General features: G+C 67.1%; 22 protein-coding genes. 13 read left to right on the top strand and 9 right to left on the bottom strand.

Annotated elements, in window-relative coordinates; all coding sequences use genetic code 11:
• Positions 1-13 precede the first annotated feature (13 nt).
• Positions 14-1,396, bottom strand: coding sequence for an omega-aminotransferase AptA (gene aptA / locus ACSFBM_RS09225; protein WP_475544734.1), 1,383 nt, complete (start codon positions 1,394-1,396; stop codon positions 14-16).
• A gap of 166 nt (positions 1,397-1,562) precedes the next feature.
• Between aptA and ACSFBM_RS09220 the strand changes: the two genes are divergently transcribed.
• Together ACSFBM_RS09220 and ACSFBM_RS09215 are read left to right on the top strand one after the other, a co-directional pair.
• Positions 1,563-2,480 carry a GntR family transcriptional regulator gene (locus tag ACSFBM_RS09220; RefSeq protein ID WP_435484071.1) on the top strand — a complete coding sequence of 306 codons (918 nt, stop codon included), beginning with the start codon at positions 1,563-1,565 and terminating at the stop codon, positions 2,478-2,480.
• Between the two features lie 67 nt (positions 2,481-2,547).
• A complete protein-coding gene (locus tag ACSFBM_RS09215; RefSeq protein ID WP_435484783.1) occupies positions 2,548-3,726 on the top strand; it encodes a serine hydrolase domain-containing protein in 1,179 nt (392 codons plus the stop codon).
• A gap of 9 nt (positions 3,727-3,735) precedes the next feature.
• Here the strand turns inward: ACSFBM_RS09215 and ACSFBM_RS09210 are convergent, their stop codons facing one another.
• Together ACSFBM_RS09210 and ACSFBM_RS09205 are read right to left on the bottom strand one after the other, a co-directional pair.
• Positions 3,736-4,131 carry a hypothetical protein gene (locus ACSFBM_RS09210; protein ID WP_435484070.1) on the bottom strand — a complete coding sequence of 132 codons (396 nt, stop codon included), beginning with the start codon at positions 4,129-4,131 and terminating at the stop codon, positions 3,736-3,738.
• A 14-nt stretch (positions 4,132-4,145) separates the two neighbouring features.
• Positions 4,146-4,529 carry a response regulator gene (locus tag ACSFBM_RS09205; RefSeq protein ID WP_435438554.1) on the bottom strand — a complete coding sequence of 128 codons (384 nt, stop codon included), beginning with the start codon at positions 4,527-4,529 and terminating at the stop codon, positions 4,146-4,148.
• A 230-nt stretch (positions 4,530-4,759) separates the two neighbouring features.
• Between ACSFBM_RS09205 and ACSFBM_RS09200 the strand changes: the two genes are divergently transcribed.
• From ACSFBM_RS09200 to ACSFBM_RS09190, 3 genes are all read left to right on the top strand, one after another.
• On the top strand, positions 4,760-5,101 hold the full coding sequence (locus ACSFBM_RS09200; RefSeq protein ID WP_435484069.1) for a response regulator: 342 nt from the start codon (positions 4,760-4,762) through the stop codon (positions 5,099-5,101).
• A gap of 136 nt (positions 5,102-5,237) precedes the next feature.
• A complete protein-coding gene (gene dusA / locus ACSFBM_RS09195; RefSeq protein WP_435484068.1) occupies positions 5,238-6,239 on the top strand; it encodes a tRNA dihydrouridine(20/20a) synthase DusA in 1,002 nt (333 codons plus the stop codon).
• A gap of 148 nt (positions 6,240-6,387) precedes the next feature.
• On the top strand, positions 6,388-7,173 hold the full coding sequence (locus tag ACSFBM_RS09190; protein ID WP_435484067.1) for an IclR family transcriptional regulator: 786 nt from the start codon (positions 6,388-6,390) through the stop codon (positions 7,171-7,173).
• Positions 7,174-7,219: 46 nt separating this feature from the next.
• Here the strand turns inward: ACSFBM_RS09190 and ACSFBM_RS09185 are convergent, their stop codons facing one another.
• On the bottom strand, positions 7,220-7,861 hold the full coding sequence (locus ACSFBM_RS09185; RefSeq protein WP_435438558.1) for a GntR family transcriptional regulator: 642 nt from the start codon (positions 7,859-7,861) through the stop codon (positions 7,220-7,222).
• Positions 7,862-7,989: 128 nt separating this feature from the next.
• Between ACSFBM_RS09185 and scpA the strand changes: the two genes are divergently transcribed.
• From scpA to ACSFBM_RS09150, 7 genes are read left to right on the top strand one after another with little or no spacing between them, the layout of a single operon-like run.
• Positions 7,990-10,152, top strand: a complete 2,163-nt coding sequence (gene scpA, locus ACSFBM_RS09180) for a methylmalonyl-CoA mutase (protein ID WP_435484066.1) — start codon at positions 7,990-7,992, stop codon at positions 10,150-10,152.
• A 14-nt stretch (positions 10,153-10,166) separates the two neighbouring features.
• Entirely contained in the window at positions 10,167-10,640 is a 474-nt protein-coding gene (locus ACSFBM_RS09175) for a GNAT family N-acetyltransferase (protein WP_435484065.1), read from the top strand.
• Between the two features lie 44 nt (positions 10,641-10,684).
• Positions 10,685-11,683, top strand: coding sequence for a methylmalonyl Co-A mutase-associated GTPase MeaB (gene meaB, locus ACSFBM_RS09170; protein ID WP_435484782.1), 999 nt, complete (start codon positions 10,685-10,687; stop codon positions 11,681-11,683).
• A gap of 53 nt (positions 11,684-11,736) precedes the next feature.
• On the top strand, positions 11,737-13,281 hold the full coding sequence (locus ACSFBM_RS09165; protein ID WP_435438561.1) for an acyl-CoA carboxylase subunit beta: 1,545 nt from the start codon (positions 11,737-11,739) through the stop codon (positions 13,279-13,281).
• Between the two features lie 17 nt (positions 13,282-13,298).
• Positions 13,299-15,347 (top strand): acetyl-CoA carboxylase biotin carboxylase subunit, encoded by a 2,049-nt coding sequence (locus ACSFBM_RS09160; protein WP_435484064.1) that lies wholly within the window; start codon positions 13,299-13,301, stop codon positions 15,345-15,347.
• On the top strand, positions 15,347-16,384 hold the full coding sequence (bioB, locus tag ACSFBM_RS09155; RefSeq protein WP_435484063.1) for a biotin synthase BioB: 1,038 nt from the start codon (positions 15,347-15,349) through the stop codon (positions 16,382-16,384). The genes ACSFBM_RS09160 and bioB overlap by 1 nt, the downstream gene beginning before the upstream one ends.
• A complete protein-coding gene (locus ACSFBM_RS09150) occupies positions 16,381-16,869 on the top strand; it encodes a VOC family protein (protein WP_435484062.1) in 489 nt (162 codons plus the stop codon). Before bioB ends, ACSFBM_RS09150 begins: the two co-directional genes overlap by 4 nt.
• On the opposite strand, the gene ACSFBM_RS09145 is transcribed toward ACSFBM_RS09150, so the two are convergent.
• On the bottom strand, positions 16,859-17,356 hold the full coding sequence (locus ACSFBM_RS09145) for an Lrp/AsnC family transcriptional regulator (protein ID WP_435484061.1): 498 nt from the start codon (positions 17,354-17,356) through the stop codon (positions 16,859-16,861). The two genes, ACSFBM_RS09150 and ACSFBM_RS09145, sit on opposite strands and share 11 nt — an antisense overlap.
• Before the next feature lie 118 nt (positions 17,357-17,474).
• Here ACSFBM_RS09145 and yedA point away from each other — a divergent pair, with 118 nt between their 5' ends.
• Positions 17,475-18,401: a drug/metabolite exporter YedA gene (gene yedA / locus ACSFBM_RS09140; protein ID WP_435484060.1), complete on the top strand. Its 927-nt coding sequence runs from the start codon at positions 17,475-17,477 to the stop codon at positions 18,399-18,401.
• Here the strand turns inward: yedA and ACSFBM_RS09135 are convergent.
• From ACSFBM_RS09135 to ACSFBM_RS09120, 4 genes are all read right to left on the bottom strand, one after another.
• Positions 18,367-19,005 (bottom strand): LysE family translocator, encoded by a 639-nt coding sequence (locus ACSFBM_RS09135; protein WP_435484059.1) that lies wholly within the window; start codon positions 19,003-19,005, stop codon positions 18,367-18,369. The two genes, yedA and ACSFBM_RS09135, sit on opposite strands and share 35 nt — an antisense overlap.
• A complete protein-coding gene (locus ACSFBM_RS09130) occupies positions 19,002-19,634 on the bottom strand; it encodes an RnfABCDGE type electron transport complex subunit B (RefSeq protein ID WP_435484058.1) in 633 nt (210 codons plus the stop codon). The genes ACSFBM_RS09135 and ACSFBM_RS09130 overlap by 4 nt, the downstream gene beginning before the upstream one ends.
• A 20-nt stretch (positions 19,635-19,654) precedes the next feature.
• Positions 19,655-21,106 carry a polyhydroxyalkanoate depolymerase gene (locus ACSFBM_RS09125; protein ID WP_435484057.1) on the bottom strand — a complete coding sequence of 484 codons (1,452 nt, stop codon included), beginning with the start codon at positions 21,104-21,106 and terminating at the stop codon, positions 19,655-19,657.
• A gap of 157 nt (positions 21,107-21,263) precedes the next feature.
• Positions 21,264-22,460, bottom strand: coding sequence for an amino acid aminotransferase (locus ACSFBM_RS09120; RefSeq protein ID WP_435484056.1), 1,197 nt, complete (start codon positions 22,458-22,460; stop codon positions 21,264-21,266).
• Positions 22,461-22,507 lie beyond the last annotated feature (47 nt).

Raw genomic sequence — 22,507 nt, 5'->3', positions numbered from 1 at the left:
TCTCTCAGGGGTTTCAGGCGGCCGTGTCCGTGGCCTGCGCGGTCTGCGCGATGGCGGCGCGCAGGCTGTCGACGATCTGGTCGATGTGCCTGCGCTCCAGCGTGAAGGGCGGCGACAGCGCGATGGTGTCGCCCACCGAGCGCACCAGCACGCCGCTGTCCAGGCAATGCTGCGCCACGGCCTGCGCATGGGTGCCGGGGCCTGCGGCCCAGGTCTGCAGCTCGACGCCGGCGAGCAGGCCCACGTTGCGCACGTCGGCCACGCCGGGCAGGCCGCGCAGCGCGTGCAGGCATTCCTCGAAGTAGGGCGACAGCGCGCCGGCCTGGGCGATGAGGCCGTCCTCGGTATATGCGTCGAGCGTGGCCATGGCGGCCGCGCAGGCCAGCGGGTGGCCCGAGTAGGTGTAGCCGTGCGAGAGCTCGACAGCGCTGACGCTGCCTTGCATGAACGCATCGTGCACCGCGCCGCGCATCAGCACCGCGCCCATGGGCACCGCGCCGTTGGTCAGGCCCTTGGCGGTGGTGATGAGGTCGGGCGTCACGCCGAACAGGTCGGCCGCGAAGTTGGCGCCCAGGCGGCCGAAGCCGGTGATGACCTCGTCGAAGATCAACAGCACGCCGTGCTTGTCGCAGATATCGCGCAGGCGCTTCAGGTAGCCGCGCGGCGGCGGCAGCACGCCGGTGGAGCCGGCCACGGGCTCGACGATGACGGCGGCCACGGTCGACGCGTCGTGCAGCGTGAGCAGCGCCTCCAGCGCATCGGCCTTGTCGATGCCGTGGCCGGGCTCGCCGCGCGAGAAGGCGTTGCGCGCCAGGTCGAGCGTGTGCGGCAGGTGGTCCACGCCGTTGAGCAGCGGCCCGAAGGTGCTGCGCTGGCGTCCGATGCCGCCCACCGAGATGCCGCCGAAGCCCACGCCGTGGTACGCCCGCTCGCGGCCGATGAGGCGGTAGCGGCCCGCGTCGCCGCGTGCGCGGTGGTAGGCCAGGGCAATCTTCAATGCGGTGTCGACCGATTCGGAGCCCGAGTTGGTGAAGAACACATGGTCCATGCCCGCCGGCGCCATCTGCGCGAGGCGCTCGGCCAGCGCGAAGGCGCCGGGGTGGCCGATCTGGAAGTTCGAGGCGTAGTCGAGCACGTCGATCTGCGCCTTCATGGCCGCGCTGATGCGCGGGTTGCGGTGCCCGGCGTTCACGCACCACAGGCCGGCAATGGCGTCGAGCACGCGGCGGCCGTCGGCCAGGTCGTAGTACAGGCCTTCGCTGCCGACGATCAGGCGTGGCGCCTGCTTGAATTTGCGGTTGGGGGTGAAGGGCATCCAGAACGCATCGAGGGATGCGGGCGATGCGGTCGGGTGCGTCGCTGCAGTGCGCGAAGACAGGGTGTCGGCTGGGGCCACGAGGTTTCTCCGTTGGGAAGCGACCCGGCTCTCGGGTCGTCGTGGGGCCGATCTTGAAACTCAAATTGTATTTTTGACATGAGATGTACATGGTTTTTTGCCGTCAAAAATACAAAGACCCGGCGATGATCGGCCTCCAGCCCCCGCGATTCCGGAGACCCCTTCGATGGCCGAACAGATGGACAGACCGATCCCGCCGCTCACCCAGCGCGTGAGCCGCTACATCCTCGACCAGGCGCTGGCGGGCGGCTACGAAAACGGCCGCCACATGACCGAGGCCGACCTGGCGGGCCGGCTCGGCATTTCGCGCACGCCGGTGCGCGCCGCGCTGCGCTTCCTGCATGAACGCGCCCTGCTGGCCCATGTGCCCAACCGCGGCTACACCCTGGTCGCCGACCGCGAGACGCTGGGCCGCGCGCGGCGCGAGATGCCCGAAGACGAGGAGAAGACGCTCTACTACCGGCTGCTGCGCGACCGCCTCGCGGGCAAGTTGCCCACCCGCGTCAACGAGCTGGAACTGGCGCAGAGCTACGCCGTGCCGCGCCCCTTGCTGCGCACCGTGCTCACCACGCTGCTGCAGGACGGCGTGCTGCGCGGGCGCCATTACCAGCGCTGGGAGTTCACCGAAACGCTGGACTCGGTCGAGAGCGAGCGCGAGAGCTACCGGTTTCGCCTGATCGTCGAATGCGCCGGCCTGCGCGAGCCCGGGTTCGAGGTCGACCAGCAGCGGCTGCTGGCCTGCAGGGAACGCCAGCAGGGACTGCTGGCGCATGCCTCGCGCTATTCGTGGATGGATTTCTTCGAGGCCAATGCACAGTTCCACGAGCTGCTGGCCAGCGCCTCGGGCAACCGCTTCATCCTGGACGCGGTGCGCCAGCAGAACCGGCTGCGCCGCATGTCGGACCTGTCGGACTACCCGCTCGTGAACATCGACCTGCTGCACAAGTCGTGTCACGAGCACCTGGAGATCCTGGACGCGGTGGAGCGCAACGACCTGGCCGCCGCGTCCGAACACATGCGGCTGCACCTGGGCCGCGCCAGCGACCTGCTCGAACGCCGCGTGCGGGGCGTGCTGGGCGACTGAACATCACCACTTCATGACACACCACGACAACACCGCGCTGGCCGACGGCTGGCGCGACGGATTCCCCATGGCCGGCGTTGTAGTGCAACGCCCGCGCGAGCGCCCGGTCTTCCAGGCGCCGCAGAACCGCTGGGCCTTTTCGCACCTGCGCGAGCTGCAGCCCACGCGCAACGTGCCGCGTGGACCGGGGCCGGTGTCGGTGTTGCCGCGCTCGCTGCGGCCGGAGCTCGATGCGCTGCGCTTCGCGCGTTTCGGCGACGGCGCACCGACCGACTGGCCGGGCGCGCTCGAGGCGATCTGCGCCGATGGCGCGGTGGTGCTGCACCGCGGGCGCATCGTGTACGAGCGCTACTTCGGTGCGCTGGACGAACACGGCCAGCACATGGCGATGTCGGTCACCAAGTCGGTGGTCGGCACGCTCGGCGCCATGCTCGCGGCCGACGGCACGCTGGACGAGAACGCGCTCGTCACGCACTACATCCCCGAGCTGGGCGCCAGCGCCTTCGGCCGCGCGACGGTGCGGCAGGTGATGGACATGACGACCGCCATCGACTATTCGGAGGACTACGCAGACCCCGAGGCCGGCGTGTGGAAGCACGCGCGCGCCGGCGAGCTGCTGCCGCGCCCCGCGGGCTATGCGGGTGCCGAGGGCTACCGGCAGTTCCTGCAGACCGTGCGGGGACAGGGCGCGCACGGCCGGGCCTTTGCGTACCGCACCGTCAACACCGACGTGCTGGGCTGGCTGATCGGCCGTGCGGCGGGGCACCCGCTGGCGCAGGTGCTGAGCGAACTGATCTGGTCGCGCCTGGGCGCAGAGCAGGACGCCGCCTTCGCCGTCGACGGGCAGGGCGCGGATTTCGCGGGCGGCGGCCTGTGCACGGGCCTGCGGGATCTGGCGCGGCTGGGCGAGACGATGCGCCTGGGCGGCTTCTTCAACGGCACGCAGATCGTGCCGGAGGCGGTGGTCGCGGACATCCGGCGCGGGGCCGATGCGGCGCGCTTCGCGCTCGCGGGCTACACGCGGCTGGCCGGCTGGAGCTACCGCAACATGTGGTGGGTGGCGCACGACGCGCACGGCACGTTCACTGCGCAAGGCATCCACGGGCAGGTGCTGCACATCGACCCGGTGGCCGAGATGGTGGTGGCGCGCTTCGCCTCGCACCCGCTGGCGGCCAACGCCCACCTGCCGACGTCGATGCCCGCCTTTCGCGCGCTGGCCGCGCACCTCATGGGCGAGGGCGGTTGACCGGCCCGGTCAGTCGGTGATGAGCGTCGCATCGACCACGCGCACGCGATGATCGACGTAGTAGCCGCCGAACTCGGTGTAGCGCAGCACGAGCCGCGTGCACGACGTGCAACGGTAGACGTCGCAGCGGTTGTACGGAAAGTGCCGCACCGAAATCGGCGCGTCGGGCGAGTCGTAGCGCGTGCCGGCGGGGTGCCATTCCTCGAAGGTCGGCTCATGAAGCTCGGCATCGCGCAGCGTGCCCACGCGCTGCATCAAGGCATCGGGCCAGCGTTCTTCGGTGATGCTTTCCCAGGCCGTGGCGCCTTCGAGCCGGCAAGGGCAGGGCGACGCCATGGGAGCGGACGCCTGTGCGAGTTGTTTCAGCCCTGCGGCGTCGAGCATGGGCGGGGACGATGTGGTCATACCCCGAGTCTGCTTCAGCGGCGCGGTGAAATGTTCAGCTGCTTGCAGAACGCGTAGAAGGCCTCGAGCTCGAGCGACTTGTCGAACACCGCATCGACCCCCGCGGACAGCGCGCCTTCGCGCACCTCGGAACTCGCATAGTTCATGAGCACCACCGTGCGCTGGGCCGGCAGCTTGTGCTCCTTCAGGTACTGCGCCACGGTCAGGCCGTTGCCCTCGGCCAGGAAGATGTCGATGACCGCCGCGTCCCAGCCCTCGGGGTTTTCCTTGAGCCAGTGGATCGCGTCGTCGGAGGTCGTGGCGTTGCCGATGACGTCGCATTCGCAAAAGTGCTGCAGGCCGTCGGTCAGCGTGTCGGCGATCAGGGGGTTGTCTTCGATGAGGTAGATGCGGGTCATCTTGAGGCGAAAAAGCGCTTCGGTCTTTGAGTTATGGCTCGGCTTGTCTCGTGCCGACGCGTCGATTGTCTCCTTCGAGACGGGGCGGCGAGTCGGACAACGCCGCCATCTGCCGTAGATCCCTGTGCGAAGCCCACCCTGCACGCGGCACGGCGATGGTTTGTCTGGAAAAATGCAAATCAATGACAACCGAACCGCTTTCATCCTCGGAAGAACAAAAAAAGCTTCGTGTGCTCCTTGTCGAGGACGACGCCGACACGCTGGCCACCACCTTGAAACTGCTCGAGGCCATGGGGCACTGGGCCACTGGCGTGAAGAGCGCGGAAGCGGCCATTGCGCGTTTCTTCGACGGCGCCTTCGACGTGGTGCTGGTCGACATCGGCCTGCCCGCGCTGTCGGGGCATGACTTCGCCGAGCGATTGCTGAGCGCTCACCGGGTGCCGGTGATCTTCGTGACCGGGCAATCGGAGCCGGCCACCGCCATGAAGGGCACGGTGTGGCTGCGCAAGCCTTACACGGTCGAGCAGCTGACGGCGGTGCTGGAGCGGTCGCAGTCGCTGGTCGAGCCGTGAAGGCCTGAAGCGCGGGTTCCGCCGCTGTTTCGGCGTGACGCCGGGCTACTGGCCGGGGAACTGCATGGCCGTGCGGCAGCGCACGGAAAGGGCTGCGTGAGAAACTCCGGGGCTTGCCTGCCCGATGTCCGGGCCCATGCAGACAACCACAGGATCGCGCGTTTTGGAAGAGAAGGTCATCTCCGTTGCACCCATGATGGACTGGACCGACAGGCATTGCCGGTACTTCCATCGCCTGCTGTCGCGCCACGCGCTGCTCTACACCGAGATGGTGACGACCGGCGCGCTGATCCACGGCGACGTGCCCCGGCATCTTCGCTTCAACGCCGAAGAACACCCGCTGGCGCTGCAGCTCGGCGGCAGCGAGCCGGCCGACCTGGCGCACTGCGCCAAGCTTGGCGAGGAATGGGGCTACGGCGAGGTCAACCTCAACTGCGGCTGCCCGAGCGAGCGCGTGCAGCGCGGCGCGTTCGGTGCCTGCCTCATGAACGAGCCGCAGCTGGTGGCCGATTGCGTGAAGGCGATGGTCGACGTGGTCGACATTCCGGTCACGGTGAAGCACCGCATCGGCATCGACAAGATCGAGAGCTACGAGTTCGTGCGCGACTTCGTCGGCACGGTGAGCGAGGCGGGTTGCCAGACCTTCATCGTGCATGCGCGCAACGCCTGGCTGCAGGGCCTGAGCCCGAAGCAGAACCGCGAGATTCCGCCGCTGCGCTACGAGCTGGTGCACCGGTTGAAGCACGACTTTCCGGCGCTGAAGTTTTCGATCAACGGCGGCATCTCGGTCAACGCGCAAGTGCATGAACACCTGCGCCTGCTCGACGGCGTGATGGTGGGGCGCGAGGCGTACCACAACCCCTGGTGGCTGGCCGAGTGGGACGCCGAGTTCTACGGTGCTGCGCCGCAGCCGCTCACGCGCGAAGAGGTCGAGTCGCTGATGTGCGACTACATGGCCCGCGAAGCGGCCGCGCACGGCACCAACTGGTGGTCGATTGCGCGCCACATGCTGGGCCTGCGCAACGGCCTGCCCGGTGCGCGCCGCTGGCGCCAGGTCTGGAGCGACCACAAGCTCAAGACGCGTCCGGCGCACGAAGTCATGGCCCTGGCGCACGAGCCTGTCACCCAGGCCGCCTGAGCCGGAACAGGGCAACCACGGCCCTTGCGGCCGTGCACTCCTTCTGACTGAAACACTGTTTCAAAAATCGCTACTTCTGGATAAGTGGCGCGTCAACCCTTTTTTGCTGAAAAATGAGGAGTTCAGGGAAATAAAAAGGTTCGGATACATGAATGACGCGATTGGCGGCAAGGAAGAAGTAAGTGCGCTCGCTCGGGGCCTGGCCCTGCTGAAGGTCATAGGCATGGCGGCGGCCCCCACAGGAAATCGCGAACTGGCGGATGCCACCGGCATCCCCAAGGCCACGGTGTCCCGGCTCACCGCCACGCTGGTGAGCGCCGGGTACTTGCGACAGTCACAGGACAGCGAGCGCTTCAGCCTGGGCCCGGCGCTGTTGGACATGAGCAGCCGCTACCTGCGGCATTTCGATCTGCGCGCGATGGCGCGGCCCTACCTGGCGCAGCTGTCGGAGTCGGCCGGCGTGAGCGTGCACCTGGGCGTGCGCGACGACGTGGACATCGTGGTCATCGATTCGCTGCGGCCCCGCTCGGTGGTCATCAGCTCGCGCATTGACGTCGGCACGCGCATGACCATCGCCACTTCGGCCGCCGGCCGGGCCTACCTGGCCTCGCTGCCCGAGCCCGAGCAGGCGGTGCTGCTGGAGCAGATCCGGCTGGAGAGCGGGGAGAACTGGAGCACCATCGAACCGCGCCTGATGGCCGGCCTCGAGGAGTACACCCAGTTCGGGTACTGCGGCTCCTTCGGCGACTGGAATCCGCACATCCACGCGCTGGGCTTTGCGCTCAAAGGCCCGGGCGGCGAGCGTTATGCGGTCAGCTGCGGTGGCCCGGCCTATCTGCTGCCCAAGGACGCGATGGTGGCGCGCATCGTGCCGCTGCTGCTGGAAACCGCCCAGCGCATTGCCGGCGAGGCCGGCACCCTCAACCTGGACTGAAGCCCAACGCAGCGCACACGCAGTGCCGCGCGGCCTGGGGGAGGGGCTATGCAGCGGCTTCGAGGCCGTTCTGGAAGTGTTCCCGCATGCGGGCCATGGCGGCTTCGGCGTCGCGCGCCTCGATGGCCGCCATCACCGCGCGGTGCTCCGCCAGCGATTCGCCGATGCGGCCGGCCTTCAGCAGCGAGTTGTGCCGGTTGAGCTTCATCACCTTGCGCAGGTCGGCCACCATCTGGTCGCGCCACTTGTTGTTGGCGATGGCCAGCAGCTGCATGTGGAAGCGCTCGTTCACCGCGAAGAAGTGCTCGCGGTCTTCGGGTGTGGCCGCGGCTTCGAGTTCCGCATGCAGCGCCTTGAGTTGGGCGCGTTGCGCGTCGGTGGCGCGCTCGGCCACCACGCCCGCGGCGTCGCTCTCCAGCAGCGAGAGCAGGTGGTACACGTCGGCCAGGTCCTGCTCCGACACCTCGGTGACGTAGGCGCCGCGCCGCACCTTCATCGTCACCAGGCCCTCGGCCGCCAGCACCTTCAGCGCCTCGCGCAGCGGGGTGCGGCTGATGCCGTATTCCTCGGCCAGCTTGAGCTCGTCGATCCAGCTGCCGGGCTCCAGCTCGCGCCGGAAGATCCGCTGGCGCAGCAGCTCGGCCACCTCTTCATAGAGGGCGCGGGGGGTGAGGGTGAGGGCGGACATGGGCCGGACTGTACTTCAAAAAAGACGTTTGAATTAATAATTATGGATGGGTTAGACTCGCGCCCGGCTTGCAAATCCGTGCAGGCGAATTTGCGAATCTCCTGCAGACACTGCGAACGGCCCCCCTCATGAGCAGCACTCCCGAACCCACTTTCAAGCCCGCCGACCTCGGTGCCTGGGCCAAGTCCGCCGCCAAGTCCGCGCCGGGTGGCGACGTGAACGCGCTGAACTGGATCACGCCCGACGGCATCACCGTCAAGCCGCTGTACACCGCGGCCGACCTGCAGGGCCTGAAATACACCGACACGCTGCCCGGCTTCGAGCCCTACCTGCGCGGCCCGCAGGCCACCATGTATGCAGTGCGCCCCTGGACCATTCGCCAGTACGCGGGCTTCTCCACCGCCGAGGAATCGAACGCCTTCTACCGCAAGGCGCTGGCCGCCGGCGGGCAGGGCGTGAGCGTGGCCTTCGACCTGGCCACCCACCGCGGCTACGACAGCGACCATCCGCGCGTGACCGGCGACGTCGGCAAGGCCGGCGTGGCGATCGATTCGGTGGAGGACATGAAGATCCTCTTCGACCAGATTCCGCTGGACAAGGTGAGCGTGTCCATGACGATGAACGGCGCGGTGCTGCCGGTGCTGGCGGGCTACGTGGTCGCGGCCGAGGAGCAGGGCGTGTCGCAGGAGCTGCTGAGCGGGACCATCCAGAACGACATCCTCAAGGAGTTCATGGTCCGCAACACGTACATCTTTCCGCCGGCGCCGAGCATGCGGATCATCGGGGACATCATCGAGTACACGGCGCAGCACATGCCCAAGTTCAACTCGATCTCGATCAGCGGCTACCACATGCAGGAAGCCGGCGCCAACCAGGCGCTGGAGCTGGCCTTCACGCTGGCCGACGGCAAGGAGTACGTGAAGACCGCCCTGGCCAAGGGCCTCGACGTGGACGGCTTCGCCGGGCGCCTGAGCTTTTTCTGGGCCATCGGCATGAACTTCTACCTCGAAGTGGCCAAGATGCGCGCCGCTCGCCTCTTGTGGTGCCGCATCATGAAGGAGTTCGAGCCCAAGAACCCCAAGAGCCTGATGCTGCGCACGCACTGCCAGACCTCGGGCTGGAGCCTCACCGAGCAGGACCCGTACAACAACGTGGTGCGCACCACCATCGAGGCGATGGCCGCGGTGTTCGGCGGCACGCAGAGCCTGCACACCAACGCGCTCGACGAAGCCATTGCGCTGCCCACCGAGTTCAGCTCGCGCATCGCGCGCAACACGCAGCTGATCATCCAGGAAGAGACCCACATCACCAACGTGATCGATCCCTGGGCCGGCAGCTACATGATGGAGAAGCTCACCCAGGACATGGCCGATGCGGCCTGGACCATCATCGAAGAGGTCGAGGCCATGGGCGGCATGACCCGTGCGGTCGACAGCGGCTGGGCCAAGCTCAAGATCGAGGCGGCCGCGGCCGAGAAGCAGGCGCGCATCGACTCCGGCAAGGACGTGATCGTGGGCGTCAACAAGTACAAGCTGAAGACCGAAGACGCGATCGACAGCCTGTCGATCGACAACGTGAAGGTGCGCGACCAGCAGGTGGCGCGGCTGCAGACCATTCGCGCCTCGCGCGACACCGCCAAGGTGCAGGCCGCGCTCGACGCGCTGACCGACGCCGCCGAGAACGGCACCGGCAACCTGCTGGCGCTGAGCATCGACGCCGTGCGCCTGCGCGCCACGGTGGGCGAGATTTCGGACGCGCTCGAAAAGATCTTCGGCCGCCATCGCGCCGACACGCAGAAGGTGACCGGCGTGTACGCAGCCGCCTACGACTCGGCCGAAGGCTGGGAAGCGCTGAAGACCGAGATCAACGCCTTCGCAGAAGAACAGGGCCGCCGTCCGCGCGTGATGATCTCCAAGCTCGGCCAGGACGGGCACGACCGCGGCGCCAAGGTGGTGGCCACGGCGTTCGCCGACCTGGGCTTCGACGTGGACATGGGCCCGCTCTTCCAGACGCCCGAGGAATGCGCGCGCCAGGCCATCGAGAACGACGTGCATGCCGTGGGCGTGAGCACGCTCGCGGCCGGCCACAAGACGCTGGTGCCGGCCATCATCGAAGAACTGAAGAAGCAGGGCGCGGACGACATCATCGTGTTCGTCGGCGGCGTGATTCCGCGGCAGGACTACGACTTTCTGTACGAGGCCGGCGTCAAGGGCATCTACGGACCGGGCACGCCCATTCCGGCCAGCGCGAAGGACGTGCTGGAGCAGATTCGCGCGGCCGTCGCGGCCTGAAGAAAAGCACCGACGTGAGCGATCTCTTGTCGCGGCTGTCGCTGCAGCCGGTCGATTCCAGCGATTTCGAGGCCATGCTGGCCTTGCGTGTCGATGCGATGCGCCCCAGCCTGGAACGCGTGGGCCGCTTCGACCCCGAGCGTTCGCGCGAGCGCCTGAGCGCGGGCTTCGTGGTGCCTTTCATGCACCACATCGTGCTCGACGGCGACCAGCGCGTGGGCTTCGTCACGCTCAAGCCCGAGGGCGCCGATGCGCTGCGCCTGGACCATCTCTACCTGCGCACCGGTTTCCAGGGCCTGGGCATCGGCGAATGGGTGCTGCACTGGGCCAAGTCGCAGGCGCGCGAACAGCAGCGCGACATCGCGCTCACCGCGCTGGTGGAGAGCGACGCCAACCGCTTCTACCTGCGGCACGGCTTCGTGCTCGAAGGCGAGGAGGGCGTCGACCTGCACTACCGATGGCGCGTGGCGTCGGAGGCGGCGTGCTGAACACCGTGCAGGCGCTGGAAGGTGCCGTCACCGGTTCGCCGGGCATGGCCCAACGCCGTGCCATCGCCAAGGCCATCACGCTGCTCGAATCCACGCGCACCGACCATCGCGCGCAAGCCGATGAACTGCTCACCGCGCTGCTGCCTCGCACCGGGCAGTCGTTTCGCCTCGGCATTTCGGGCGTGCCCGGTGTCGGCAAGTCGACCTTCATCGAAACGCTGGGGCTGCTGCTGATCGACAAGGGGCATCGCGTGGCGGTGCTCACCATCGACCCGTCGTCCACCGTGTCGGGCGGCTCCATCCTCGGCGACAAGACGCGCATGGAGCGGCTGTCGGTGCACGAGCGCGCCTACATCCGGCCGAGCCCGTCGAGCGGCACGCTGGGCGGCGTGGCAGAGAAGACGCGCGAGGCCATGCTGGTGTGCGAGGCCGCGGGCTACGACGTGGTCATCGTCGAGACCGTGGGCGTGGGCCAGAGCGAGACGGCGGTGTCGGGCATGACCGACATGTTCGTGCTGATGCAGCTGCCCAACGCCGGCGACGACCTGCAGGCGATCAAGAAGGGCGTGATGGAAATCGCCGACCTCGTGGTCATCAACAAGGCCGACATCGACAAGGATGCCGCCACGCGCGCGCAGGCGCAGATCACCTCGGCGCTGCGCCTCTTCGGCCACCAGGGCAACCCGGACCACGCGCATGCGGTTCACGACGCGCACAGCGGCGCCGAAGTGCGCTTCTGGCTGCCCAAGGTGCTGCAGCTCAGCGCACTCGCGGGCACGGGCGTCGACGCGTTCTGGGACGCGGTCGCCCAGTTCAGGCAACTGCAGACCGCCAACGGCAAGCTCGCCCGGCGGCGCGAAAAGCAGGCCACGGCGTGGATGTGGGAGCGCATCGACGCCGGGCTGAAGCAGGCTTTCAAACACCACCCTCAGGTGCGCGAGCTGCTGCCTCAGCTCACACAACAGGTGGCGCAGGGCACCTTGCCGGCCTCCACGGCGGCGCGCAGCCTGCTCGCGGCGGCGGCCATCACCGCGCGACTTTGACCGCTGCAGATCACATCGCAGAGAAATTCAGGACCACAGCTTCGGAACACACCATGCAAGAACTGATTGAACAACTCGAACAGCGCCGCGCCAAGGCGCGCCTCGGCGGCGGGCAGAAGCGCATCGACGCGCAGCATGCCAAGGGCAAGCTCACCGCGCGCGAGCGCATCGAGCTGCTGCTGGACGACAACACCTTCGAAGAGTGGGACATGTTCGTCGAACACCGCTCGGTCGACTTCGGCATGGCCGAGCAGAAGATCCCCGGCGACGGCGTGGTCACCGGCTACGGAATGATCAACGGGCGCCTGGTGTTCGTGTTCAGCCAGGACTTCACCGTGTTCGGCGGCGCGCTCAGCGAAGCCCATGCCGAAAAAATCTGCAAGGTGATGGACCAGGCCATGAAGGTCGGCGCACCGGTCATCGGCCTGAACGACTCGGGCGGCGCGCGCATCCAGGAAGGCGTGGCGTCGCTGGGCGGCTATGCCGACGTGTTCCAGCGCAACGTGATGGCCTCGGGCGTGGTGCCGCAGATCAGCATGATCATGGGTCCCTGCGCGGGCGGCGCGGTGTATTCACCGGCCATGACCGACTTCATCTTCATGGTGAAGGACTCGAGCTACATGTTCGTCACCGGCCCCGAGGTGGTGAAGACCGTGACGCACGAGAGCGTGACCGCCGAAGAGCTGGGCGGCGCCATCACCCACACCACGCGCAGCGGCGTGGCCGACATGGCGTTCGAGAACGACGTCGAGGCGCTGATGATGCTGCGCCGCCTGTACAACTACCTGCCGCTGAACAACCGCGAGAAGCCGCCGGTGCGCCTGGGCAACAACGGCCAGGGCGACCCTGCCGACCGGCCCGACTATTCGCTCGACACGCTGGTGCCCGACAACCCGAACAAGCCCTACGACATCAAGGAACTGATCCTGAAGGTGGTGGACGACGGCGACTTCTTCGAGCTGCAGCCCGACTACGCGAAGAACATCGTGATCGGCTTCGCGCGCATGGAAGGCCAGACCATCGGCATCGTGGCCAACCAGCCGCTGGTGCTGGCGGGCTGCCTGGACATCAAGAGCAGCATCAAGGCCGCGCGCTTCGTGCGCTTCTGCGACGCCTTCAACATCCCGGTGGTCACCTTCGTCGACGTGCCCGGCTTCATGCCTGGCACCGGCCAGGAGTACGGCGGCATCATCAAGCATGGCGCCAAGCTGCTCTACGCGTACGCGGAATGCACGGTGCCCAAGATCACCGTCATCACGCGCAAGGCCTACGGTGGCGCCTACGACGTGATGGCCTCCAAGCATTTGCGCGGCGACGTCAACCTGGCCTGGCCGCGCGCCGAGATCGCGGTGATGGGCGCCAAGGGCGCGGTGGAAATCATCTTCCGCGAGGACAAGAACGACCCCGAGAAGCTGGCTGCGCGCGAAGCCGAATACAAGGCACGCTTCGCGAACCCGTATGTGGCGAGCGCACGCGGCTACATCGACGACGTGATCCTGCCGCACGAGACGCGCAAGCGCATCTGCCGCTCGCTGGTGATGCTGCGCGAGAAGAAGCTCGAGAACCCGTGGCGCAAGCACGGCAACATCCCCCTGTGAGCGGTACGGAGAAGAACATGTTCAAGAAGATCCTGATCGCCAACCGTGGCGAAATTGCCTGCCGCGTCATCCAGACCGCGAAGAAGATGGGCATCCTCACGGTCGCCGTGTACTCCGACGCCGACAAGGAAGCCCGTCACGTCGAGATGGCCGACGAGGCCGTGCACATCGGCGCCGCGCCCAGCCGCGAGAGCTACCTGCAGGCCGACCGCATCATCGCGGCCTGCAAGAAGACCGGCGCCGAGGCGGTGCACCCCGGCTACGGCTTCCTGTCGGAGAACGAAGCGTTCGCGCGCAAGGTCGAGGAAGAGGGCATCGTCTTCATTGGGCCCAAGCACCACTCGATCGCGGCGATGGGCGACAAGATCGCTTCGAAGAAGCTCGCCAACGAAGCCAAGGTCAACACCATTCCGGGCTGGAACGACGCCATCGAGACGGCCGAGCGCGCCGTCGAAATTGCGCAGGGCATCGGCTACCCGGTGATGATCAAGGCCTCGGCCGGCGGCGGCGGCAAGGGCCTGCGCGTGGCCTTCAACGACAAGGAGGCCTTCGAGGGCTTCACCTCGTGCCGCAACGAGGCGCGCAACAGCTTCGGTGACGACCGCGTGTTCATCGAGAAGTTCGTCGAGGAGCCGCGCCACATCGAGATCCAGGTGCTGGGCGATTCGCACGGCAACGTCATCTATCTGAACGAGCGCGAGTGCTCCATTCAGCGCCGCCACCAGAAGGTGATCGAGGAGGCGCCTTCGCCCTTCATCAGCGACGCCACGCGCAAGGCGATGGGCGCACAGGCGGTTCAGCTGGCCAAGGCGGTGAACTACCAGAGCGCGGGCACGGTGGAGTTCGTGGTCGGCAAGGACCAGAGCTTTTTCTTCCTGGAGATGAACACGCGGCTGCAGGTGGAGCATCCGGTGACGGAATGCATCACCGGGCTGGACCTGGTCGAACTGATGATCCGCGTGGCGGCCGGCGAGAAGCTGCCGATCACGCAGGAGCAGGTGAAGCGCGACGGCTGGGCCATCGAGTGCCGCATCAATGCCGAAGACCCGTTCCGCAACTTCCTGCCCTCGACCGGGCGCCTGGTGAAGTTCCAGCCGCCGGCGCAGACCATGTTCGCCAGCGACACCGAACACCTGCAAGGCGTGCGCGTGGACACGGGCGTGTACGACGGCGGCGAGATCCCGATGTACTACGACTCGATGATCGCCAAGCTCATCGTGCACGGCAAGGACCGCCAGCATGCGATTGCCCGCATGCGCGAGGCGCTCAACGGCTTCGTGATCCGCGGCGTGAGCAGCAATATTCCGTTCCAGGCGGCGCTGCTGGCGCATCCGAAGTTCGTGGCGGGCGACTTCAACACCGGCTTCATCGCCGAGCACTACGGCAAGGGCTTCCATGCGGAAGACGTGCCGCACACCGATCCCTCGTTCCTGGTGGCGCTGGCTGCCTACGTGCACCGCCGCTATCGCGCGCGTGCCTCGGGCATCAGCGGTCAGCTCGAAGGCCATGGCGTGAAGGTGGGCGAGCAGTTCGTGGTGGTCGAAATGGGGCCCGAAGGCAAGCATGTGCACCACCCGGTGTCGGTCAGCGACTTCCAGGGCAAGACCGGCGCGAGCGCGGTGTCCGTGGCCGGCAAGAGCTACAAGATCGACAGCAGCTTTGCACTGGGCGCGATTCGCGTGACGGGCATCGTCAACGACAAGCCCTTCACCGCGCAGGTGGAGCGCGGCGCGGGCAAGAACCCGCTGGCGCTGCGCGTGTCGCACGACGGCACGCAGATCGAGGCGATGGTGCTGTCGCCGCTGGGCGCGCGCCTGCTCGAACTGATGCCCTACAAGGCGCCGCCGGACCTGAGCAAGTTCCTGATGTCGCCGATGCCCGGCCTGCTGGTCGAGGTGGCGGTGCAGCCGGGGCAGCAGGTGCAGGCCGGCGAGAAGCTCGCCGTGATCGAGGCGATGAAGATGGAGAACGTGCTGTTCGCCACGCAGGACGGCGTGGTGGGCAAGATTTCCGCGAACAAGGGCGAGTCGCTCGCGGTGGACCAGATCATCATGGAGTTCAACTGATGGGTGCCAACGACCTGCAACAGGCGATCACGCTGCACCGGCCGTCGAAGACCACGGCACCGACGGCTGCGGCGCGCTGGTCCGTCGAGGCCATCCAGGCGCTGCTCGACAAGCCGCTGATGGACCTGCTGTTCGAGGCGCAGACCGTGCACCGCGCGCACTTTCCCGCCGGCGACATCGAGCTGGCCACGCTGCTGTCGGTGAAGACCGGCGGCTGCCCCGAAAACTGCGGCTACTGCCCGCAGTCGGCCGAGTTCGACACCGGCGTGAAGGCGCAGAAGCTCATGGAGGTCGACGAGGTGGTGCGCGCCGCGCAGGCCGCCAAGGACGCCGGCGCCACGCGCTTCTGCATGGGCGCCGCATGGCGCGCGCCCAAGGACCGCGACGTGGAGAAGGTCGCCGTGCTGGTCGAGGCCGTGAAGGGCCTGGGCCTGCAGACCTGCGCCACGCTGGGCATGCTGGAGCCGCACCACGCGCACCAGCTCAAGGCCGCGGGCCTGGACTACTACAACCACAACCTCGACACCGCGCCCGAGTACTACACCGACGTGGTCGACACGCGCACCTACCAGGACCGGCTCGACACGCTGGCCCATGTGCGCAGCGCCGGCATCAGCGTGTGCTGCGGCGGCATCGTGGGCATGGGCGAGGCGCCGGTGCACCGCGCCGGACTCATCGCGCAACTGGCCAACCTGAACCCGTACCCGGAGTCGGTGCCCGTCAACAGCCTGGTGCGCGTGCCGGGCACGCCGCTGGCCGACTCGGAGCCGGTCGACCCCTTCGACTTCGTGCGCATGATCGCGGTCGCGCGCATCACTATGCCGACTGCGCGCGTGCGGCTGTCGGCGGGGCGCCAGCAGATGGGCGACGCGGTGCAGGCGCTGTGCTTCATGGCCGGCGCGAACTCTATCTTCTACGGCGACAAGCTGCTGGTCACCGGCAACCCCGACGTCGAGGCCGACACGGTGCTGCTGCGCAGGCTTGGCCTGCAGGCCCGCCAGGTTCAGGCAACAAGCGAAGAGGGATGCGCCGCATGACTACCGTCACACGTCCTTTCAAGGTGCTGGGCATCCAGCAGATCGCCATCGGCGGCCCGGACAAGCTGCGGCTGCAGAAGCTGTGGGTCGACATGCTGGGGCTCGAGGTGACGGGCACGTTCAGGAGCGAGCGCGAGAACGTCGACGAGGACATCTGCACGATGGGCGTGGGTCCGTTCAAGGTCGAGGTCGACCTGATGCAGCCGCTGGACCCCGAGAAGAAGCCCGCCGTTCACACGACGCCGCTGAACCATGTGGGCCTGTGGATCGACGACCTGCCCAAGGCCGTCGAATGGCTCACGGCGCAGGGCGTGCGTTTTGCGCCCGGCGGCATCCGCAAGGGCGCGGCCGGCTTCGACATCTGCTTCTTGCACCCGAAGGCGAACGACGAGTTTCCGATTGCGGGCGAGGGCGTGCTGATCGAGATGGTGCAGGCGCCGCCGGAAGTGGTGGCAGCTTTCAGCGCGTTCGCAGCTACGCGTTGAGCACTTTCTTGATCGGCGGCTTCACGTCGGAACGCCGGGGCGGCAGCATCGCCTGGTGCTCGCGCGCCGGGTTCAGGATGATCGAGGTCGCCGTCTCCGTGAGGATGCAGAACTTGGTGACCACCGCATCGAGGTGGCTCACGTCGATCACAGCGATCTCGAGGATCCAGCTGTCTTCTCCGGTCACGTTGTAGGCATTGACGCATTCAGGCGTCTGCTGCACCAGTTCGACCACGCGTGCGTAGTCGGCGCGGCCCACGCGGATGATGGCGCGGATGCCGTAGCCCAGCTTTCCCAGGTTCACGGTGGCGCGGTAGCCGCTGATGACGCCAGCGGCCTCCAGTTTCTTCACGCGTTCGGTCACGGCGGGCTGGCTCAGGTGCACGCGGCGGCCGAGTTCGGCCATGGTCAGGCGCGCATCGGCCTGCAGTTCGGCCAGGATGCGGGTGTCATGCGCATCCAGCGTGGGGGTCAAGGTGAAGTCCATGCAACTCCTTCAAATCAACGGTTGGAAGAGGGCAGAACCATGAAAGTCGCATGGATGCCGGAGGTTGGCTTTCATACCATGGCTGCCTTCACATACCAACAAGAGACTTCCCTCGGCCATGGCCACCCTCGCTTCTCCAGCCAAGCCCACGTCTGCAGGGCGCTCCGGATTGCCGCTGCTGCTGTGGCTGTGCCTTGCCGCCACCTGGGTGGTCTGGGGCTCGACCTACCTCGCGATCAAGTACGCGCTCGTGAGCTTTCCGCCGTTCCTGCAGATGGGCTCGCGCTTTCTGTGCGCGGGCGTGCTGCTCATCGTGTGGATGCGCTGGCGCGGGGCGCCGTGGCCGTCGCCGGTGCAATGGCGCAATGCCTTCATCGTCGGCGCGTTGATGCTGGGCGGCGGCATGGGCGGCACGGCCAGTGCCGAGGTGTCGATCGGCTCTGGGCTGGTCGTCGCGTTCATCGCGGTGATTCCGCTGCTCATTGCGCTGCTCAACCTGATCTGGGGTGTGAAGCCGTCGCGGCTGGAGGCAGCGGGCATTGCGCTCGGGCTTGTCGGCGTGCTGATGCTGACGCAGGGCAGCGGCTTCCGGTCTTCGCCCGAAGGCTTGCTGGCGATCTGCATCGCCTGCTGCTGCTGGTCGCTCGGCAGTGTGCTGAGCCAGCGCGGCCTGCCGCTGGCGCCCGGCGCGATGGGTTTCGCGAGCGAGATGCTTTGTGGTGGCGTGGTGTTGATGGGGCTGGCCGCGGTGTCCGGTGAAGCGGTGAACTGGCCCTTGCAGGCCGAGGCGGTGGCCGCGTGGTTCTACCTCGTGGTGTTCGGCTCGCTGATCGCCTTCAATGCCTACATGGTGCTGTTGGCGAGGGCACCGGCCGCGCTGGCGTCGAGCTACACCTTCGTGAATCCGGTGATCGCGATGCTGCTGGGCGTGTGGATCGCCGGCGAAACGGTCACGCGCTTCGAGTGGTACGCCGTGGGCGTGGTGCTGGCGGGCGTGCTGCTTTTGCTCTTCAAGCGCCGGGGCGGCGCCACACGGCAAGGGTAGCGGCCAGCAGCCACATGCCGGCTGCGCAGCCGCGGTTCATGGCCTTCACGCCGCGCTGCGAAAGAAAGCGCACGGCCTGCGTGCCGGCGCCGGCGTAGGCCAGCATCACGCAGGTGTCGAGCGCGACGAACACAGCGCCCAGCAGCAGGTACTGCGGACCCTGCGGCTTCGCGATATCGACGAACTGCGGCAGGAAGGCCGCGAAGAACAGCACAGTCTTGGGGTTCGACAGCGCCACGGCCAGGCTGCGCAGCAGCGCGACGCGGCCGGGCGGGCGAACTTCGAGCGGCGACTTGGCCAGCACTGCGCCGAGATCGGTCGCCTCGCTGCGCCAGAGCCTGACGCCCAGCCACACGAGGTAAGCCACGCCGGCTATGCGTATCGCGTTGAAGAGCCATTCCGAAGCCGCCAGCAGCGACCCCAGCCCGAGCGCGACGACCGCGATCAATGTGATGCTGCCGAGCGATGCGCCCGCAATGCCCCAACTCGCGCGGCGCATGCCGCCCTCGATGCCGTTGGACAGCGCCAGCAGCATCGTCGGTCCCGGAATCAGGGCCAGCGCGAGCGATGCGACGGCGTAGATGAGCAGGGTGTCGAGGGTCATGGCTTCGTGGCCTGGGTGCGTTGCTGTGAAGCGGCACGTGCCCGCGCCAGCGCGGCTTCGACGATGGCGCGCTTGCGTGCGCCGGCGTCCTGCGGGGTTTCGGGTTGGGGCGCCGTTTCAGCCAGGCGGGCGTCGGTGTTGCGGTGCTTGCCGTGCACTTCGTAACGTTGCCGTGCGCTCGCGGCCTGCTCGGCAGACCAGGCCTGCCAGCCGGTGCGGCCGGGTGTTGCGACTTCGAGCGAGATGCAGTCGACGGGGCACACCGGAATGCACAGCTCGCAACCGGTGCAGTGCGCCTCGATCACCGTGTGCATGCGCTTGTTGATGCCGACGATGGCGTCGGTCGGGCAGGCGTCCAGGCACAGGGTGCAGCCGATGCACCAGGCCTCGTCGATGACGGCCATGGCGCGCGGGCCTTCGGTGCCGAACTGGGGATCGAGCGGTAGCGGGGGGCGCCCGGTGATGAGCGCCAGGCGCGCGATACCTTCCGCGCCCCCCGGCGGGCATTGGTTGATGCCCGCTTCCTCGTTTGCCACGGCCTGCGCGTAGCCGGCGCAGTCCGGGTAGCCGCACCGGGTGCACTGCGTCTGGGGCAGTGCGTCGTTGATGCGTGCGGCGAGTCCGTTCACTGGAGCTTGGCGGGCGCGCTTCAGCGCGCGGCGCTGGCGCCGGCCTTCTTGCGCGCGGCGGTCTTCTTGACCGCTGCGGGCACAGCGGGCGCAGACACGGTCGCAGCCTTTCTTGCCGGCGCCTTGCTGGCGGCGACGGCGGCCGTCTTGCGGGTCGGCTTCACGGTGTCTTCGGCGGCAAGCTCGCCGCGGTTGCCCGCGCGGCTCTGCGGCTCGTCGTTGGCTGCGATGAACTTCACCACCTTCGGGTAGACCAGTTCGCGCCAGCGGCGGCCGCTGAAGATGCCATAGTGGCCTGCGCCCTTGACTTCGTAGTGCTCGCGCTTGCTGTCCGAGATGCCGGTGCACAGGCTGTGCGCGGCCTCGGTCTGGCCCGAGCCGGAGATGTCGTCGAGTTCGCCTTCGACGGTGAGCAGGGCGGCGCCGTGGATGTCCTGCGGGCGCACGCGCTCCACCTGGCCTTCGGGGTTCTTGACGTCCCATGTGCCGTTGACCAGGTCGAACTCCTGGAACACGGTGCGGATGGTGTCGAGGTAGTAGTCGGCGTCCATGTCGAGCACGGCGTTGTACTCGTCGTAGAACTTGCGGTGGGCCTCGACGCTGGCGTCGTCGCCCTTGATGAGGTCCTTGAAGTAGTCGTAGTGGCTGGTGGCGTGGCGGTCAGGGTTCATGGCCACGAAGCCGGTGTGCTGCAAGAAGCCTGGGTACACGCGGCGGCCCGCACCCGGGAAGCCTTGCGGCACGGGGTAGATCACGTTGTTCTCGAACCACTCGAAGCTCTTGTTCATCGCGAGGTTGTTCACCGCCGTGGGTGACTTGCGCGCGTCGATGGGGCCGCCCATCATGGTCATGGTGAGCGGCAGCGCTTCGCCGCGGCTCGCCATGAGCGACACGGCCGCCAGAACCGGCACGGTCGGCTGGCACACGCTCACGACGTGGCAGTTGCCGTACTCGGCCTGCAGCAGGCGGATGAACTCCTGCACGTAGTTGATGTAGTCGTCGAGGTGGAACTCGCCTTCCGACATCGGCACCAGCCGCGCGTTCTTCCAGTCGGTGATGTAGACCTTGTGGTCCTGCAGCATGGTGCGCACGGTATCGCGCAGCAGCGTGGCGTAGTGGCCCGACAGGGGCGCCACGATCAGCACCACGGGCTGGCTCTTGAGCGTCTTGAGGATGTGCGGCTCGTCGGTGAAGCGCTTGAACCGGCGCAGCTCGCAGAAGGGCTTGTCGAGCGCGATGGCTTCCTGGATGACGACATCTTCGCCGCCGACCTTCACCGACTTGATGTTGAATTCGGGCTTCTCGTAGTCCTTGCCGAGGCGATAGAGCAGGTCGTAGCCTGCGGCCATGCGCTGCGCCATGGGCAGTTGGCCCCACACGGCGCCGGGGCCGTAGAGTTTGGAGGCCGCCTGGGCGAAGTCCGAGAAGGGCTCCATCAGGGAACGCTGGGCTTCGTAGAGTTGATAGAGCATCGCTGGTGTTGGAGTGGAATGTTGCAGTGCAATATATCAGTGCCCTCGCTGCGGTGCAGGGGGCCTAACCCCTACACGGACCACGAGGCGAGGGTGCTTTTTCCACGGAATGTGAAGGAATCGTCGCGAAGGCGATTCCCTCACACTTTGCTGTCACTTAGATGACTTTGGCGATCGAGGCACAGACGTGCTCGATGTTCTTGCTGTTCAGCGCGGCCACGCACATGCGGCCGGTGTCGGTGCCGTACACGCCGAATTCATTGCGCAGGCGCACCATCTGGTCCTTGCTCAGGCCCGAGTAGCTGAACATGCCGATCTGCGTGGTGATGAAGCTCATGTCTTCCTTCACGCCGGCGGCCTTCAGGCCGTCCACCAGCTTCTGGCGCATGGCCTTGATGCGCACGCGCATCTCGCCGAGCTCCTTTTCCCACAGGGCGCGCAGTTCGGGGGTGCCGAGCACCGCGGCCACCACGGCGCCGCCGTGGATGGGTGGGTTGCTGTAGTTGGTGCGAATGGCGATCTTCAGCTGCGACAGCACGCGGCCAGCTTCTTCCTTGTTCTCGCACAGCACCGAAAGGGCGCCGACGCGCTCGCCGTACAGGCTGAAGCTCTTGGAGAACGAGGTCGACACGAAGAAGGTCAGGCCGGCATCGACGAACTTGCCGACGGCCGCGCCGTCTTCGGTCAGGCCGTAGCCGAAGCCCTGGTAGGCCATGTCGAGGAAGGGCACGAGGTTCTTGGCCTTGACGGCGGCAACGACCTGGTCCCACTGGGCCGACGTGATGTCGTAGCCGGTCGGGTTGTGGCAGCAGGCGTGCAGCACGACGACCGTGCCGGCGGGCGCCGCGTTCAGGGCGGCCAGCATGCCGTCGAAGTCGATGCCGCGCTTGGCGGCGTCGTAGTAGGGGTAGCTTTCGACCTCGAAGCCGGCGTTGGTGAACAGCGCGCGGTGGTTTTCCCAGCTCGGGTCGCTGATCAGGACCTTGGCGTTGGGATTGAGCTTCTTCAGGAAGTCGGCGCCGACCTTCAGGCCGCCGGTTCCGCCGATGGCCTGGATGGTGGCCACGCGGCCCGACGTGACGGGTTCGCTGTCGGCGCCGAAGACCAATGCCTTCACGGCGTTGTCGTACGCGACGATGCCGTCGATGGGCAGATAACCACGCGCCGTGGGCGCTTTCATCATGTTCTGCTCGGCTGCCTGCACGCACTGCAGCAGGGGCAGCTTGCCGTTGTCGTCGTAATAGACGCCGACGCCGAGATTGACCTTGGAGGGGTTGGTGTCGGCGGCAAACTGCTCGTTGAGGCCGAGGATCGGGTCGCGCGGTGCCATTTCGACCGCGGTGAACATAGACATGGAAAGGTCCTTTGGGATGAAAGCTTCGCTGGCAACCGGGTTTGCGC

The sequence above is a fragment of the Variovorax pasteuri genome (genome assembly GCF_051216435.1).
Taxonomy (GTDB): Bacteria; Pseudomonadota; Gammaproteobacteria; order Burkholderiales; family Burkholderiaceae_C; genus Variovorax.
Note: the sequence above shows the minus strand (reverse complement) of the source record. Positions and strands in the feature narration are given on the sequence as shown.

Bases quoted from the DNA above. Each gene is read 5' to 3' on its own strand.
- ACSFBM_RS09220 (WP_435484071.1), top strand. From the start codon at position 1,563: ATGGCCGAACAGATGGACAGACCGATCCCGCCGCTCACCCAGCGCGTG.
- ACSFBM_RS09215 (WP_435484783.1), top strand. From the start codon at position 2,548: ATGGCCGGCGTTGTAGTGCAACGCCCGCGCGAGCGCCCGGTCTTCCAG.
- ACSFBM_RS09210 (WP_435484070.1), bottom strand. From the start codon at position 4,131: ATGACCACATCGTCCCCGCCCATGCTCGACGCCGCAGGGCTGAAACAA.
- ACSFBM_RS09205 (WP_435438554.1), bottom strand. From the start codon at position 4,529: ATGACCCGCATCTACCTCATCGAAGACAACCCCCTGATCGCCGACACG.
- dusA (WP_435484068.1), top strand. From the start codon at position 5,238: ATGCAGACAACCACAGGATCGCGCGTTTTGGAAGAGAAGGTCATCTCC.
- ACSFBM_RS09190 (WP_435484067.1), top strand. From the start codon at position 6,388: ATGAATGACGCGATTGGCGGCAAGGAAGAAGTAAGTGCGCTCGCTCGG.
- ACSFBM_RS09185 (WP_435438558.1), bottom strand. From the start codon at position 7,861: ATGTCCGCCCTCACCCTCACCCCCCGCGCCCTCTATGAAGAGGTGGCC.
- scpA (WP_435484066.1), top strand. From the start codon at position 7,990: ATGAGCAGCACTCCCGAACCCACTTTCAAGCCCGCCGACCTCGGTGCC.
- meaB (WP_435484782.1), top strand. From the start codon at position 10,685: ATGGCCCAACGCCGTGCCATCGCCAAGGCCATCACGCTGCTCGAATCC.
- ACSFBM_RS09165 (WP_435438561.1), top strand. From the start codon at position 11,737: ATGCAAGAACTGATTGAACAACTCGAACAGCGCCGCGCCAAGGCGCGC.
- ACSFBM_RS09160 (WP_435484064.1), top strand. From the start codon at position 13,299: ATGTTCAAGAAGATCCTGATCGCCAACCGTGGCGAAATTGCCTGCCGC.
- bioB (WP_435484063.1), top strand. From the start codon at position 15,347: ATGGGTGCCAACGACCTGCAACAGGCGATCACGCTGCACCGGCCGTCG.
- ACSFBM_RS09150 (WP_435484062.1), top strand. From the start codon at position 16,381: ATGACTACCGTCACACGTCCTTTCAAGGTGCTGGGCATCCAGCAGATC.
- ACSFBM_RS09145 (WP_435484061.1), bottom strand. From the start codon at position 17,356: ATGGACTTCACCTTGACCCCCACGCTGGATGCGCATGACACCCGCATC.
- yedA (WP_435484060.1), top strand. From the start codon at position 17,475: ATGGCCACCCTCGCTTCTCCAGCCAAGCCCACGTCTGCAGGGCGCTCC.
- ACSFBM_RS09135 (WP_435484059.1), bottom strand. From the start codon at position 19,005: ATGACCCTCGACACCCTGCTCATCTACGCCGTCGCATCGCTCGCGCTG.
- ACSFBM_RS09125 (WP_435484057.1), bottom strand. From the start codon at position 21,106: ATGCTCTATCAACTCTACGAAGCCCAGCGTTCCCTGATGGAGCCCTTC.
- ACSFBM_RS09120 (WP_435484056.1), bottom strand. From the start codon at position 22,460: ATGTCTATGTTCACCGCGGTCGAAATGGCACCGCGCGACCCGATCCTC.